We start from the raw sequence: 14,174 nt of genomic DNA, 5'->3' as shown, positions 1-14,174 counted from the left end.
GGGCCGATGATGAGGATCGACCAGGGCCTGACCCCGTCCGCGCTGCTACCCAAGATCGACCGACTCTGGGAGGTCTCCGCCCAGAAAATCGACTCGATCGAGAAGACCTGCCCGCCCGGCGCCGCCTCGCCGGTCTTCACGGTGGACGGGCAGTACACCGCGCGGGGCTGGACCGAGTGGACCCAGGGCTTCCAGTACGGCGCCGCGCTGCTCCAGTTCGACGCCACCGGCGAGCGGCGGTTCCTCGACTCCGGGCGGGAGCAGACCGTGGCGGTGATGGCCAGCCACGTCAGCCACATCGGCGTACACGACCACGGGTTCAACAACGTCAGCACGTACGGGAACCTGTGGCGGCTGGTGAACGAGGGGCGGATCCCGGCCGACCGCGCCGAGCGGGACTTCTACGAGCTGGCGCTCAAGCTGACCGGTGCGGTGCAGGCCGCCCGCTGGCGTACCACGGCGGACGGCACCGGCTACGTCTACTCGTTCAACGGGCCGCAGTCGCTCTTCGTCGACACCATCCGGTCCTGCCGGGCCCTCGCCGTGTCGCACCTGCTCGGGCACGTGCTGATGGGCGAGCGGGACGAGCGGATCTCGCTGCTGCGCCGGCTGGTCGAGCACGCCGGCAACACCGCCCGGTGGAACGTCTACTACGGCGAGGGCCGGGACAGCTACGACATCCCCGGGCGGACCGCGCACGAGTCGATCTTCAACGTGAACGACGGCAGCTACCGCTGCCCCAGCACCCAGCAGGGGTACTCGCCGTTCAGCACCTGGACCCGGGGGCTGGCCTGGGCGATGCTCGGCTTCCCGGAGCAGTTGGAGTTCCTCGCGATCCTGGCCGACGAGGAGCTGGCCCCGTACGGCGGCCGGGCCGCCGTCGAGGCGACGATGCTGCGCGCCGCCACCGCCACCTGCGACTTCTACCTGGCGCACACCCCCACCGACGGCGTGCCGTACTGGGACACCGGGGCGCCCGGGCTGGTCCGCCTCGGCGACTACCTGGACCGGCCGGCGGACCCGTACAACGCGCACGAGCCGGTGGACTCCTCGGCGGCGGCGATCGGCGCGCAGGGGTTGCTCCGGCTGGGCCGCTATCTCGACCGGGCCGGCCGGACCGAGGAGGGTCGGAAGTACTGGCAGGCCGGGCTAACCGTCGCCGACACGCTCTTCGGCGAGCCGTACCTGAGCACCGACGCGCGGCACCAGGGCCTGTTGCTGCACTCGGTCTACCACCGGCCGAACGGTTGGGACCACGTACCGGCCGGGCAGCGGGTGCCGAACGGCGAGTCGAGCATGTGGGGCGACTACCACGCCCGCGAGCTGGCCCTTTATCTCCAGCGGATCGCCCGGGACGAGCCGTACTACACCTTCTTCGGCCCGACCGTTGGGGTGACCCCGTGACCGGCCGTCCGGTGGCGGTGGTGACCGGCGGGTCGCGCGGCATCGGTCGCGGCGTGGTGCTGGCGCTGGCCGGCGCCGGCTACGACGTGGTGGTCAACTACGCCAGCAACGCCGACGCGGCGGCACAGGTCGGTAAGGAGGTGGCGGCCCGGGGCGGCCGGGCGCACCTGGTCCGGGCCGACGTCTCCCAGGCCGGGGACCGGCGGCACCTGGTCGACGAGACGACGACCGCGTTCGGCCGGATCGACCTGCTGGTCAGCAACGCCGGGGTGGCGCCGAGCGTCCGGGCGGACCTGCTGGAGGCCGGGGAGGAGTCCTTCGACCGGCTGGTCGACATCAATCTCAAGGGGCCGTACTTCCTGATCCAGCTCGTCGCCAACACCATGATCGCGCAGCAGGCCGCCGGCCTGGTCGAACGCCCGAAGATCGTGGTGATCTCGTCGATCAGCGCCTACACGGCCAGCGTCAACCGGGGCGACTACTGCGTCACCAAGGCCGGGCTGGCGATGACCGCCCAGCTCTACGCCGCCCGGCTGGCCGAGCACGGGATCAACGTCTACGAGATCCGGCCCGGCGTGATCGAGACCGACATGACCGGCCCGGTCAAGGCCCGGTACGACGACCTGATCTTCAACCAGGGCCTGACCCCGATCCGGCGCTGGGGGCAGCCGGACGACGTCGGCCGGGCCGTCGTGGCGGTCGCCACCGACCTGCTGCCGTTCAGCACCGGTCAGGTGATCGACGTGGACGGTGGCTTCCACCTGCGTACCCTGTAGTCCGTCGACGAAGCGGGCCCCTTCCCAGCCTGGGGAAGGGGCCCGCTCGCTGTCCCGTCAACGCACTACAGAGTCAGGGTCCAGGCGTTGATGTAGCCGGTGTCCCCGGAATAGACGTCCCGCACCTGCAACCGCCAGAGGCCGTTGCCCGGCTCGGAGGAGAGGTTGACGGCGTACGTCGCGTTCAGGTTGTCGGCACCGTCGAAGATGCTGCTGTTCTTCAGCCGGTATGCGCTGCCGTCCGGGGCGATCAGGTCGATGACCAGGTCACCCCGGTAGGTGTGCACGATCTCCACCGCCACCGTGGAGGGGTTGGAGGCGTTCCGGTTGCAGCCGGAGAGCGTGATCCCGCTGGTCACGTTGGCGTTGGTGTCCGGGATGGCCACGTCGGTCGTGTTGCTGGCCGCGCAGCCGCTGCTGGTGCCGGTCACCGTCAGCGTGTAGGTGGCGCTCCGGGCGGCCGACGCCCCGGTGCCGGTGATGGTCAGCGGGTACGTCCCGGGCGGGGTGCTGCTGTTGGTGGCGACGGTCAGCGTGGACGAACCGCCCGAGCTGACCGTGGCCGGGCTGAACGTGGCGGTGGCGCCGCTCGGCAGGCCGCTCGCCGAGAGCGTCACCGACTGCGCGGAGCCGGCCGTGGTGGCGGTGCCGACGGTGGCCGTCACCGAGCCGCCCGGCGCGGTCGACCCGGCGCCCGGCGAGACCGAGACCGAGAAGTCGTTCGCCGGGGTGCCCTCGTTGACCACGTAGAGCAGCCGGTTGGGGGTACCGGTGCCCGGGTTGGTCACCACGTCGGGCGTGGAGTTGTTGACCAGGTAGTCGCGGACCTGCTGCGGCGACCAGGTCGGGTTGGCGGAGAGCACCATCGCCGCCGCACCGGCCACGTGCGGCGACGCCATCGAGGTACCGCTGATGGTGTTGGTGGCGGTGTCGCCGGTGGACCAGGCGGAGGTGATGCCGACGCCCGGCCCCAGGATGTCGACGCAGGTGCCGAAGTTGGAGAAGCTCGCCGCCGCGTCGTTGTTCTGGGTGGCGCCGACCGTGATGGCGTTCGGCACCCGGGCCGGGGAGTAGTTGCAGGCGTTCTGCCGCACGCCGAGCACGTTGCCGTTGCCGGCCGCCACCACATAGGTGATGCCGGCGTTGATGGAGTTGTTGACCGCGGTGTCGATCGCGCTGTCCGCCGCGCCGCCGAGGCTCATGTTGGCCACCGCCGGGCGTACCGCGTTCGCGGTCACCCAGTCCATCCCGGCGACCACCTGGGCGGTGGTGCCCTGGCCCGAGCAGTTCAGCACCCGTACGCCGTAGATCCGGGCCGCCTTGGCCACCCCGTACGACGTACCGCCGACCGTGCCGGCGACGTGCGTGCCGTGCCCGTTGCAGTCGTCGGCCGCGCCGCCGTCGACCGCGTCGAACCCGCTCACCGCCCGGCCGCCGAAGTCGTTGTGGCTGAACCGGATGCCGGTGTCGATGACGTACGCGTTCACGTTCGACGCCGTGTTCGGGTACGTGTACGAGCTGTCCAGCGGCCGGTTCCGCTGGTCGATCCGATCGAGGCCCCAGGACGGGGGGTTCGGCTGGGTGCCGCTGATCTGGTACGTCTTGTTCTGCTCGACGTACGCCACGCTCGGGTCGGCGGCGATCCGCCGCGCGGCCTGTGCGGAGGCGCTGATCTCGAAGCCCCGCAGCGCGGCGCTGTAGGTGCGGCCCACCTTGCCGCCATGCTTGCCGATCAGGCCCCGGGCCGTCGTCGACACGCTGGCCCGGGCGACCGCGGTGTCCTTGAACACCACGATGTAGCTGTCGGCGACGGCGTTGGCGGCGCCGACACCCCGGACCGGTGCTTCCGGTGGAGCCGCGGCTGCCGGCACGGCCGCGGCGGCGATCATGGCCAGAGTGGACACTCCGACGACAACGGACCTACGAGGGAGACTCATCTCCCCTCCTCCCCTCCGATCGGTGCACGACAGCCCGTCCCGTTGAGTGACAGGTCAGCACGACCGATCGAGCTGACATTAGTCAGAACCGTTGCGGAACAGTAGATCCCGAACGTTCTATCTGTCTGGAAAGATGACTGTCACTGCGTCGGACGCCGACTCCGCACCCCTTACGGGTGCCTTCTCCGGGAATCGGTGGGGGCGGGCCCGGATTCGCCCGGCCGGAAATCGGGCAAGGCTGTTGGCATGGATACCGACCTCGCCATCCTGCTCGCGATCGCCGCCGTCTGGATCGCGGCCGGTCTCGTCGTCGAGGGGTTGCCGCAGCTACGGGCCGCGCGACCACTACGCCGGCGAACCGGACTGCTGCTCGCACTGGTCGGGTCCGGCCTGGCCGGGCTGGCCGGGGTGTTGCTGGCCGGTCTGGTGGAGGCGGAGCCGACGCTCGCCGACCGGACCGCAGTCGGGCTGGCCCTGCCGGCGGTGCCCGCGGTGGTCGTCGCGGCGGTGACGGTACGCCGGCTGCGGCAGCTCTGGGGCGGCGCGGGCGCCTTCGCGCGAGCGCCGGAGACCCCGGCCCCACCGGCGCTACGGGCCGCTGCCGCTCATCCGATGATCGCCCTGCCGGTGCAGGTGACCGGCCTGGTCATGCTGCCGGCGCTGGTCACCGCCACCGGTCTGGTGCCGCTGACGAGTCCGGGCATGATCGGAGTGGTGCTCACCGCGGCGGTGCTCGCGGTCGGCACCATCGGGGTACGGCACGCGCTGCGGCACAGCCGCCTGGTGGAGCGGGCGGTCACCGTACGGTCGCGCTCATCGCGTACGGCTGGCGTCCTGCACGTATAGCAGTTCGAGGATCGCCCGGGCGGCCTCGAACCAGCGGTCGAGCCAGACCGAGCCGGGGACACTACCCTTCGGCGGCAACTCCAGCAGCAGTCCGCGCAGCAGCGGATGGTCGACGAGCGGCTCGGTGTGCACGTCCGGCCAGCCGGCCGGCGGGAAGACCGGCTCGGTCAGTCCACCCATGTCCAGCGACGGCAGCGTCGGCGTACGCTCCGGCGGGCTCGCCGACGTCAGGCCGCCACCCAGGTCGGCGACCCGCTCCGCCGGGGGACCCTCCGGCGACCCGAGGTCGGTGTCGACCGACGCTTCCTCCACGGTGGTGCTGGTGTCCCGGCGGGCACCCCGGTACTTGCCGCCGAACCGTTCCGGCTTGGCGGAACCGTTGCCCAGATTCTCCGACCCGATAGTCATCCGTCTCGCCTGCCTCGCTCGGTTGCCAACCCCCTGCGGCGGCCGCTCATGTCGACTCCCGCCGTCTGGTACAACGACCCGACCGGTCAGCGGCGACGGCCAGCCGGAGCGTTCGGGATCCGTCCCGCGCCCCGCGCCGGAGCCGTCGGACGCCACCCGGCGACGCCGACGCGTTCGGCGGCTTCGACGCGTGCACCGAGGCCGCCGACGCAGCCAGCGCGGCCATCCGGGCAGCTTCGGCGCTGACCGGGTGACCGCGCTGGATTGAACCTCTTTCCACCTGAACGGCGCGGCGCGTGCGCCCCGACCTGCACCTACGGCCACGGCGGACCGCGAGGAGAGGTTGAAGAAGGTTCGTTGGTCGCTGGTTCTCGTGACCGTCAGGTCAGGTCGAATTCGCCGTCCTTGGCACCGCCGACGAACGCGTCCCACTCGTCGGGCGTGAAGATCAGGGCGGGCCCGGTCGGGTTTTTCGAATCGCGTACCGCGATCGCGCCGCCCGCGAAGGCCACCTCGACGCAGTTGTCACAGTTGGGTCCGCTACGCGAACTCTTGTGCCAGGCTGCCCCGCTCAGGTCGACGCGGTACCCCTTTGTCTCCACTTCCACAATGGCTCCTCTGCCAACTTCGAAATCAGCGCGACGGACTCCTCCGGGCGTAGGGCTGCCGCTCGGATATGATCGAAGATGAATATGTATTTCTGTAGTTCATCCCGCTTCTCCAGAAAAAGCCCACCCGTGGCATTTTCGGCGTACACCACGTCTGGATCGCCCGGTTCGGGGAAGCCGAGGATGGTGAAAGTGCCGTCCATGCCGGCGTGCGCACCGGCGTCGAACGGCAGGACCTGGAGCGTGACGTTCGGTAGGTCAGCGGCCTCTACCAGCCGCTCCAACTGGGCCCGCATGACCGCGTCGCCGCCCACCGGCCGGCTGATCACCGCCTCATCGAGCACCACCCACAGATCGATCGGATCGTCCGGGTCAAGTAACGACTGACGACCCAACCGGACACGGACCCGCTGGTTGACTTCTTCGGCGACCCAGTCCGGCCGGGCGGACCGGATCATCGCCTGGGCGTACTCCTCGGTCTGCAACAGTCCGGGCACGGTCTGCTGCTCGTACGCCCGGATCGAGGCGGCCGCCGCCTCCAGCCCGACGTACGCCCCGGCGAGCACCGGGCTGTACGGATGCCACCAGCCCTTCTGCCGGGCCTCCCGAGCGATCTGGATCAGCTCGTCGCACTCGGCGCCCGTCACGCCGTAGATGCCGAGCATGTCGCGGACGTCCCGAACGGTGGCCGTGGTGTGCCCGGTCTCGATCCGGGACACCTTGGACGCGGAGCACTCCAGCAACTCGGCGACGGCCTCGATCGTGACTCCGGCCTTCTCCCGGCGCTGGCGCAGCTCGGCGCCGAGTCGACGGCGGCGGATGGTCGGGCTCCGGCGCTCGGTCACCGGGTCACCTCCGGACGATCAATTAGGGAGTCGGATTGCCGCCGCGCCTTCGACCGCCATCGGCGGGGGATCATTCGCGGCGGATGGAGCGATGACCCTGTCGGCCACAGGGGCCGAAACCGGGTCCAGTCTGCCGGTTCCACGCGCGGCGCATCAAGCGCCGTACGGCCCACTATCGCCATCCCGGAGCAAAGGGCAAACTGCAACTTGCATTGATCATGTTCTTGCTGCACCCTGTCCGTATGGCTCGGGCTACGCAGCGTTCCCCTCTGGTCAGGCGACGCAATGCTCCCCCATTCTCGCCTGACCGTGGAGACGGTCGTGCCGGCGGTACGGCGAGAAGCCCCGCTCCGGGGTAAGAGCCCCCGCCGCTGTATGCCAGGGCCGCTACGGCGGCTGGCGCGTCCCGGAGTCGACAGGTGTTGGCCGGGGCGATGTGATGGCAACGACGCATCGCCCCGGCCAACGCCCCACGCCGACCGGCCGCTGATGCGACCTCCGACCAACCGCCGCAGGACCACCCACCAGACCCCCGCCCGCCACTTCCGCCGGCCCGCCCGGCGCCAGTCGGACAGGAGCTGCCGTGCCCCTTCCCCGCTCCGGTGATGTGCTGCACGTGACCCGCGCGGCGAGCGTCCAGTTCGCCGAGCCCATCTACTTCCGGGTGATCCGGGTGCACGACTGGCCGACCTACCACGGCTGGGTCTGGCTGGACGGCTACGAGCTCAACCCGAGCGGCGACGCCGTCGAACGACGGTCAATATTCGTGCAGGTCAACGGGCTGCGTCAGCTCCAGACCAACGCCGGGCGGCACAACTACCCGCAGGCTCTGCGGCCCGCCCGGACCAACTCCGCCGCGTTCGCCGCGCGGGTCCGGGTCGGCTGAGGCGCATCTCCGCCGAAGGCCGGTTGGCGCCCCGGTCACCGTCCTAGACTGGGCGTATCCACCCCACGCGTTCACCACCCGCGCGTCGTCGAGGGCCCCGAACCTGGGAGCCGCCGATGGCAGTTGAGACCTCCGACCGACACCGGACGACGTGTCGGAGCATGCGGGTCAGCGTGCTGCTGATCCTGATCACCGTCGGCCTGCCCGGCTGCGCGAGCGGCACCGGCACCAGCCGCCCACCCTCGGTACGACACCCGGCCGCCAACCCGACGCCGCCAGCCGAGTCGGGGCGTACCGACACCGATCCGGGACCCGTCGACCCCTCCGGGCACGGCGGGGCGGCCACCACCGCACCCCCCACCGACACCGAACGGGGCTGGCCGGGCCGGCGGATCGGGCCCTGGCAGCGGCTGCCGGCCCAGGGCGGCCGGGAGACACCGGATGCCGTCGGCACCGCCGACCCGGCCACCGCCTCGGACGACGACCAGCCTGCCTACCGGGCTCCGACCGACCCGGACCCGCAACCGGACCGCGCCGAGGAACAGCGGGCCGGGCCACCACCGTCCACCGACGGACCGCCGCCGGGCTATCAGCGTTCACTGGCGTACTCCGGCCTGTTCGGCCTGGTGATCTCGGCCGTCGGGCTGGTCATGGTCGGTGCCAGGCGCCGCTACTGGTAACCGGTCCGGCCCGTGTGCAAGCCCCCGACCGTGCTGACCTTGCCCGCCGCCCGGACCGGGGCTCGGTCGCTCCCGCCTTGTCGTGATGCCGAGCGCTCGGCCCTCCCCGCTGGATCGGGTCGGACCGGTGGGACCGGGTGCGGCTCAGCCGTCCGGGGTGGGCCCGGTCGGGCCGGTGGGACCGGGTGGGGTGGTCGGCAGCGAGGTCGGCGGTTCGGCGACCACGAGGATGACCTCGCTGCCCGGCTCGACCTCCGTACCGGTCGACGGCTCCGTGTCCAGTACGGTCCCCGGCGGCCGGGCGGAGATCCGGGGCTCGATCAGGGCCACCAACCCCAGCCGGCCGAGCTCCGCCACCGCCTCCTGCTGGGACAGTCCGACGAGCGGAGGCAGCAGTACCGGCGCTCCGGTGGTGACGCTCGGGGTGGCGCTCGGCGTGCTCGCGGCGGTGGTCGGCGGGCCGGTCGTGGGCGCGGTCGGCGCCGCCGGGGTGGTCAGTACCGGGGAGGGTGAGCTGGGGGTGTCGCGCCGGGCCGAGTCGACAATCGCCCAGCCGGCGACGACCAGGACGCCGAGCAGGATCACCGCCACCGTCCCGACCAGGATCGGCATCCACCAGCGCCGGTCGTCCGGCTCCGGGTCGTAGCTCCAGTCGGGCTGCGGCTGGCGGGGCGGGGCCGAGCCCCGGGGCGGCACTCCGGCCCGGCCGGACCAGGCCGGCTCGCGGGGCGGGATCGGCGCGGTGGCATCCGCCGCGCCGGGCTGCCGGACGGTATCGCCGGTTCGGGTGGCGTCCGCCGCGCCGGGCTGCCCGATCGGCTCGCCGATCCGGGTGGCATCGTCCGGACCGGCACCGCTGAGCGGTGGGCTCGGGGCGTCGGCCTGCGGCCGGCCTTCGGGTGCGCCACGGTCGCCGTCCACACCCCGGTCGTCCGGAGGCTGCCGCGGATCGTCGGCCATGCCACGTCCTCTCGCCATCGGGTGGACCGGGCGAACCACGTCAAACCTATCCGACCAGACGTGCTGCCCACCATCGTCGCGAGTCCGGGCGTGTCCGCCCGTTCGACGCTGCGTACCCGGGCTACGGCGTCGGCGTTCCGCCGGGTGCCGGACTGTCGGAACAGTGCAGCCCGACCCGCTGGTTCCAGCGCAGCACTGTGCCGCCGGGGGGATCCTGGTGGCGCACCTCGCCCCGGTCCCCGGTCGGATAGTTCGGATAGAGGCCGTCGTCGACCAGTCGCCGCGCCGCCTGCTTGCAGGACTCGCCCACCAGCGCGGGTACCACCACCTCGGGTGCCTCACCCACCACGGTGACCCGGACGGTGATGCCCCGCTTCACCGCGGTGCCACCCCTCGGGTTGGTACTGGCGACACTGGGGTCGTCGCCCGCACTGCCGAAGATGAACTGCACCCCGAGGCCGAGCTCGCGCAACTCCGCCCGGGCTTTCTGGAAGTCCTCGCCGACCAGGTCGGGCAGGATCATCTGGCCGATCGGCGGCGGCGTGCTGCTCGCCCGGCGGCTGGGGGTCCGGCTCGGCGTACTCCGTGGTGGCTTGCTCGTCGTCTGCGCCGTCGGGGTGGTGGATCCGGCATCGTACGGCCCCTCCCGGTCGCCGCCGCCGGCCAGCAGGTAGCCGCCGATGGCGCCGACGACAGCACAGATGACCAGCCCGACCGCCGCGCCCGCGAACAGGCCGGTCCGGTTCGAGGGACCGCCGCCCAGCTCCGGGTGTCCCGCTACAGCCTCATCCGTCATGCCGACCCTGCCTCACCATCCGGCGTACGTAAGCCACGCCGTTTCCGTCCGCCCGCTGGAAGTGTGCTGCCCGACAGCATCGGTGGCCCGGCCCTCGGAACGCAACCGGCCACGGTTCGTGTCAGGACGGCTGCCCCCGGTTCACGGCTCGCCCCCGGCGTCGGATGGACGCTACGCTGCCCCGCATGGCCGCACGAGGCTGGGGAGGATCCGTCGCGACGGCGGTCGGCGTTGCCGCCGGCGCCGGCGCCGCTCAACTGGGCTTCGGCTACGGGCTCGGCATCATCGCCTGGCTGCCGTCGAGCGGCGGCAGCAGCGAGGCGGCCTGGGTCGCCAGCCTCACCTGGGCCGCCTGGATAGCCGCCACCTCGACCGTTGCCGGGGCGGTCTGCGCGCACCGGCTCGGCGCTGGTGGCCGAGGCTCCGCCGGGCGCGCCGGGGATCCGCCGCCGACCCTGGCCACCTTCCTGTGGCGGGCCTCGCTCGCCGTCTCCAGTGGGATCGGCGCGCTGGTCACCGTGGTGCTGGTCGCCGTACCCGCCCGGGCGGTGGTGCGGGCCGACACCTCCGCTCCGCAGACCGTCGCGGCCGGCTACGCCATCCTCGGCATCCTGCTCGGGCTGGTGGCGGCGATCTGGGCGATCTCGTCGCCGGCCGTCGCCAGCAACGTGCTCGGTACGGTCTGCTGGCTCTGGGCGCTCGCGGTGATCTCGGTCGTCGACGGCGTACTCTCCGGGCGCGGGCTGGCCGCCGCGCAGCTCGGAGTCTGGCAGTTGACCTCCGACGGCGAACGCTTCTGGTTCCGCGAGTACTTCTACTGGCCCGGTGCCGCGCTCTCGCTCGGTTCCGCGCTGCTGATCGGCGCGCTCGCCGCCCGCTCGGCGGCCCGCCGGCCGGCGACCCGGGTCGGTGCCGCGATCTCGGGCATCAGCGGGCCGCTGCTGGTGGCGGTCGCCTACTTCGTCGCCGCGCCCCGGCTGGTGGGCATCCGTCCCGAGCAGGTGTCGGCACATTTGCTGGCACCGTACGCGGTGGTCGCCGGCCTCGCCGGGTCCGCGCTGGTCGCGGCGCTGGCACAGCGCTCGGAGACGATGGCCCGGCAGGCGGACTCCCTCGACTCCCGCTCCGAACCGCGCCCGTCCGGGAACGGGCCGGACGCGCCACCGCCCACCGACGGCAGCCCGGCGTCACCGCCGACCGGCGACACGCGGACCGGCGAGGCTGGCCGGAAGACCCGGTCGAGCGACGCCACCGCCCCGTCCACCGACGCCGCCCCGGATGAGCAGACCGATCGCACCGCCGCCCCCGGGGCCGGCCCGTCGGGCGGTGCCGGCCGATCGGCCCGGGTGCCCGGTCAGCCCGGCCGCAGGGCACGGCGCGGCGCCGACCAGGCCGACACCGACCGGGTACCGTCAAGCGCCGCCCCCGCCGGCTCCCAGGACGCCGGGTCCGGCGGCGAACCCGCTCCGGTCGCCGCCGAGCCGGGCGGTGTCGCCGGTGGGGCGGCAGGGTCGGAGGAGTCCGCCGAGGTCACCGAGGGCGGTGCCAAGGGCAGGCTGGGTAGGTTCGGTCGCCGCTCCCGCTGACCCGGGTCAGTCGACCGGCCAGGTGTGCACGGGCTCGTCGGTCCGCTGGAGTTCGCCGTACCGGCGCAGCATGTGGTGCAGGGCCTCGGACCGGTCCATCCCCCGGCCGCGTTGGGCCGCCTGCACCGCCTCCACCTGCCACACCGCGCCGTTGCGGCCGGTACGGCAGCGCTGCTCGATGATGCCGAGCAGCCGGTCCCGATGCTCCGCGCCGACCCCGAACCGGTCCAGCCCGGCGGCCGCCCTCGGCAGCAGTACGTCCAGCACCAGCTCGGTCACCTTCACCTCGCCGAGCCGGGGCCACGAGACGGCGGCGTCGATGCCCCGCCGCGCGGCCGCGTGGAAGTTCTCCTCGGCCGCGCTGAACGTCAGTTGGCTCCAGATCGGCCGGTCGCCCTCGGCCAGGTCCCGGGCCAGTCCGAAGTAGAAGGCGGCGTTCGCCAGCATGTCGACCACGGTCGGCCCGGCCGGGAGTACCCGGTTCTCCACCCGCAGGTGGGGACGGCCGTTCATGATGTCGTAGACCGGCCGGTTCCACCGGTAGACGGTGCCGTTGTGCAGCCGCAACTCGGGAAGGCGGGGAATGCCGCCGTTGTGCAGCACCTCGACCGGGTCCTCGTCGTCGCAGATCGGCAGCAGCGGCGGGAAGTAGCGGACGTTCTCCTCGAAGAGGTCGAAGATCGAGGTGATCCACCGCTCGCCGAACCAGACCCGGGGGCGTACGCCCTGGGCCTTGAGTTCGTCGGGCCGGGTGTCGGTGGCCTGCTCGAAGAGGGCGACCCGGGTCTCGGCCCAGAGCTGCCGGCCGTGCAGGAACGGTGAGTTGGCGCCGAGCGCGACCTGTACCCCGGCGATCGCCTGCGAGGCGTTCCAGTAGTCGGCGAAACTGTCCGGCGCCACCTGGAGGTGGAACTGGAGACTGGTGCAGGCGGCCTCGGAGACGATCGAGTCGGTATGCGTCTGCAACCGCTCGACGCCCCGGATGTCCAGCTCGATGTCCTCGCCCCGGGCGGCGACAATCTGGTCGTTGAGCACCTGGTAGCGCTCGTTGGTGGAGAGGTTGTCGCGGACCAGGTGCCGGGGGGTGAGCGTGGGCAGGATGCCGATCAGGATGATGGTGGCGTCGGACTTGACCGCCAGCTCCTCCGCCCGGCCGAGACTGGCCCGCAGGTCCTGCTCGTAGTCGGCGAAGCCGGCTCCCTCGATCAGCCGGGGTCGGGCGTTGAGTTCGAGGTTGAACTGGCCCAGCTCGGTCTGGAAGCTCGGGTCGGCGAGATTGTCCAGCACCTCCGCGTTGCGCATCGCCGGTTCGGCGTTCGCGTCCACCAGGTTCAGTTCGATCTCCAGGCCGGTGGTCGGCCGGTCGGCGTCGAAGCCGAAGTCGTCGAGCATGAGCGCGAAGACGTCCAGACACCGGCGTACCTTCTGCCGGTATCGGATCCGGTCCTCCCGGGTGAAGGGGACCTCTGACACGTCCTGGCCCATCGACCCTCCCGCCGCGAAGCGCTGTCTGCGCAGTTCCGCAGGGCCTTGTCCAGCGGAGGCGCGTACGAATCCTTACCGTAGGAGCACCGCGCACACGTGACGACAGCCACGGCGCCCGCCGGCCCAGCGTGAGCGAACAGCGGCGCTGCGTCCACCATCGCACACGAACGAGCTTCGTTTTCCATCGGGCGCATTACCCAACGAGGCGCCCCGGTCACCATCGCAGCGGTGACCGGGGCATCCTGGTGTCAATCCCGACGGTGTGGTCGGGCGGCGGGGTCAGGCCTGGCGGATGGCCTCGCCCTCGATCTCAATCTTGATCTTCTTGCCGACCAGTACGCCGCCGGTCTCCAGCGCGACGTTCCAGGTCAGCCCGAACTCCTCGCGGTCGATCTCGGTGGTCGCGGTAAAGCCGAAGATGTCCTGGCCGAACGGGCTGCGGCCGGCGCCCTCGAACTCGACCTCCAGGTCGACCTGCTTGGTGACGCCCTTGATCGTGAGATCACCGGTGAGCACGAACTCGTTGCCGCTGTGCGACTTGACGCCGGTGCTGCGGAACTCCAGGGTCGGGTACTTCTCCGCCTCCAGGAAGTCGCCGCTGCGCAGGTGGTTGTCCCGGTCGTCGGCGCCGGTGTCGATGCTGCCGGCCTGGATGGTCGCGGTCACCGCGGACTCCAGCGGGTTCTCCGCGACGGTGATCGTCGCCTCCGCCTCGCGGAACTGGCCGCGGACCTTGCTCACCATCATGTGCCGGGCCACGAACCCGACGCGCTTGTGCGCCTGGTCGAGCAGGTAGGTGCCGGCGGTGGGGATCGTCAGCCCTTCCCACGTACGGGTGGTGGCGGACTCGGCGCTGCTGGTCATGATGTGCCTTCCCAGGAGATAGGTTGTGTGACCAATGACTGACCGAGCAACTATAGACACAGCAATATTCCCGGTGTCAACGACTGCTACGAT

General features: G+C 71.7%; 14 protein-coding genes. 6 read left to right on the top strand and 8 right to left on the bottom strand.

Translation table 11 applies throughout. From position 1 onward, the window contains the following. Window positions 1–6 precede the first annotated feature (6 nt). Both ACSMXO_RS00420 and ACSMXO_RS00415 read left to right on the top strand, forming a co-directional pair. Window positions 7–1,404, top strand: coding sequence for a hypothetical protein (locus tag ACSMXO_RS00420; RefSeq protein ID WP_455416306.1), 1,398 nt, complete (start codon window positions 7–9; stop codon window positions 1,402–1,404). Beyond that, window positions 1,401–2,180 carry a 3-ketoacyl-ACP reductase gene (locus ACSMXO_RS00415; protein ID WP_346261048.1) on the top strand — a complete coding sequence of 260 codons (780 nt, stop codon included), beginning with the start codon at window positions 1,401–1,403 and terminating at the stop codon, window positions 2,178–2,180. Before ACSMXO_RS00420 ends, ACSMXO_RS00415 begins: the two co-directional genes overlap by 4 nt. A gap of 65 nt (window positions 2,181–2,245) precedes the next feature. Here ACSMXO_RS00415 and ACSMXO_RS00410 read toward each other — a convergent pair whose 3' ends face one another. Beyond that, window positions 2,246–4,117: a S8 family peptidase gene (locus ACSMXO_RS00410; protein WP_455416305.1), complete on the bottom strand. Its 1,872-nt coding sequence runs from the start codon at window positions 4,115–4,117 to the stop codon at window positions 2,246–2,248. Window positions 4,118–4,363: 246 nt separating this feature from the next. Here ACSMXO_RS00410 and ACSMXO_RS00405 point away from each other — a divergent pair, with 246 nt between their 5' ends. Further along, on the top strand, window positions 4,364–4,963 hold the full coding sequence (locus ACSMXO_RS00405) for a hypothetical protein (protein WP_346261050.1): 600 nt from the start codon (window positions 4,364–4,366) through the stop codon (window positions 4,961–4,963). Here the strand turns inward: ACSMXO_RS00405 and ACSMXO_RS00400 are convergent. The 3 genes from ACSMXO_RS00400 to ACSMXO_RS00390 all read right to left on the bottom strand — a co-directional run bounded on the left by ACSMXO_RS00400 (window position 4,931) and on the right by ACSMXO_RS00390 (window position 6,824). Next, entirely contained in the window at window positions 4,931–5,371 is a 441-nt protein-coding gene (locus tag ACSMXO_RS00400) for a hypothetical protein (protein WP_455416304.1), read from the bottom strand. The two genes, ACSMXO_RS00405 and ACSMXO_RS00400, sit on opposite strands and share 33 nt — an antisense overlap. 380 nt (window positions 5,372–5,751) lie before the next feature. After that, entirely contained in the window at window positions 5,752–5,973 is a 222-nt protein-coding gene (locus ACSMXO_RS00395) for a DUF397 domain-containing protein (protein WP_278065204.1), read from the bottom strand. Then, complete coding sequence (locus ACSMXO_RS00390; RefSeq protein WP_346261052.1) at window positions 5,943–6,824, bottom strand: helix-turn-helix domain-containing protein; 882 nt, start codon at window positions 6,822–6,824, stop codon at window positions 5,943–5,945. Before ACSMXO_RS00390 ends, ACSMXO_RS00395 begins: the two co-directional genes overlap by 31 nt. A 583-nt stretch (window positions 6,825–7,407) precedes the next feature. Between ACSMXO_RS00390 and ACSMXO_RS00385 the strand changes: the two genes are divergently transcribed. Together ACSMXO_RS00385 and ACSMXO_RS00380 are read left to right on the top strand one after the other, a co-directional pair. Beyond that, window positions 7,408–7,710 carry a hypothetical protein gene (locus tag ACSMXO_RS00385; RefSeq protein WP_455416303.1) on the top strand — a complete coding sequence of 101 codons (303 nt, stop codon included), beginning with the start codon at window positions 7,408–7,410 and terminating at the stop codon, window positions 7,708–7,710. A gap of 161 nt (window positions 7,711–7,871) precedes the next feature. Further along, complete coding sequence (locus ACSMXO_RS00380; RefSeq protein ID WP_455416302.1) at window positions 7,872–8,390, top strand: hypothetical protein; 519 nt, start codon at window positions 7,872–7,874, stop codon at window positions 8,388–8,390. 144 nt (window positions 8,391–8,534) lie between these two features. Here the strand turns inward: ACSMXO_RS00380 and ACSMXO_RS00375 are convergent, their stop codons facing one another. Further along, the gene (locus tag ACSMXO_RS00375) at window positions 8,535–9,350 is read right to left on the bottom strand and encodes a PASTA domain-containing protein (protein WP_455416301.1); all 816 of its coding nucleotides are present in this window, start codon (window positions 9,348–9,350) and stop codon (window positions 8,535–8,537) included. 121 nt (window positions 9,351–9,471) lie between these two features. Beyond that, window positions 9,472–10,146, bottom strand: coding sequence for a PASTA domain-containing protein (locus tag ACSMXO_RS00370; RefSeq protein WP_455416300.1), 675 nt, complete (start codon window positions 10,144–10,146; stop codon window positions 9,472–9,474). Between the two features lie 185 nt (window positions 10,147–10,331). Here ACSMXO_RS00370 and ACSMXO_RS00365 point away from each other — a divergent pair, with 185 nt between their 5' ends. Further along, window positions 10,332–11,732 (top strand): hypothetical protein, encoded by a 1,401-nt coding sequence (locus ACSMXO_RS00365; protein WP_455416299.1) that lies wholly within the window; start codon window positions 10,332–10,334, stop codon window positions 11,730–11,732. Between the two features lie 6 nt (window positions 11,733–11,738). Here ACSMXO_RS00365 and ACSMXO_RS00360 read toward each other — a convergent pair whose 3' ends face one another. Together ACSMXO_RS00360 and ACSMXO_RS00355 are read right to left on the bottom strand one after the other, a co-directional pair. Continuing rightward, window positions 11,739–13,217: a glutamate-cysteine ligase family protein gene (locus ACSMXO_RS00360; RefSeq protein WP_455416298.1), complete on the bottom strand. Its 1,479-nt coding sequence runs from the start codon at window positions 13,215–13,217 to the stop codon at window positions 11,739–11,741. Between the two features lie 279 nt (window positions 13,218–13,496). Further along, entirely contained in the window at window positions 13,497–14,081 is a 585-nt protein-coding gene (locus tag ACSMXO_RS00355) for a YceI family protein (protein WP_346261059.1), read from the bottom strand. Window positions 14,082–14,174: the final 93 nt, after the last annotated feature.

Source organism: Plantactinospora sp. DSM 117369 (genome assembly GCF_053764795.1).
The sequence above is the reverse complement of the archived record's forward strand: the minus strand, read 5'-3'. Positions and strand labels throughout refer to the sequence as shown.

Bases quoted from the DNA above. Each gene is read 5' to 3' on its own strand.
- ACSMXO_RS00370 (WP_455416300.1), bottom strand. From the start codon at position 10,146: ATGACGGATGAGGCTGTAGCGGGACACCCGGAGCTGGGCGGCGGTCCC.
- ACSMXO_RS00410 (WP_455416305.1), bottom strand. From the start codon at position 4,117: ATGAGTCTCCCTCGTAGGTCCGTTGTCGTCGGAGTGTCCACTCTGGCC.
- ACSMXO_RS00405 (WP_346261050.1), top strand. From the start codon at position 4,364: ATGGATACCGACCTCGCCATCCTGCTCGCGATCGCCGCCGTCTGGATC.
- ACSMXO_RS00355 (WP_346261059.1), bottom strand. From the start codon at position 14,081: ATGACCAGCAGCGCCGAGTCCGCCACCACCCGTACGTGGGAAGGGCTG.
- ACSMXO_RS00380 (WP_455416302.1), top strand. From the start codon at position 7,872: ATGCGGGTCAGCGTGCTGCTGATCCTGATCACCGTCGGCCTGCCCGGC.
- ACSMXO_RS00420 (WP_455416306.1), top strand. From the start codon at position 7: ATGATGAGGATCGACCAGGGCCTGACCCCGTCCGCGCTGCTACCCAAG.
- ACSMXO_RS00360 (WP_455416298.1), bottom strand. From the start codon at position 13,217: ATGGGCCAGGACGTGTCAGAGGTCCCCTTCACCCGGGAGGACCGGATC.
- ACSMXO_RS00365 (WP_455416299.1), top strand. From the start codon at position 10,332: ATGGCCGCACGAGGCTGGGGAGGATCCGTCGCGACGGCGGTCGGCGTT.
- ACSMXO_RS00400 (WP_455416304.1), bottom strand. From the start codon at position 5,371: ATGACTATCGGGTCGGAGAATCTGGGCAACGGTTCCGCCAAGCCGGAA.
- ACSMXO_RS00375 (WP_455416301.1), bottom strand. From the start codon at position 9,350: ATGGCCGACGATCCGCGGCAGCCTCCGGACGACCGGGGTGTGGACGGC.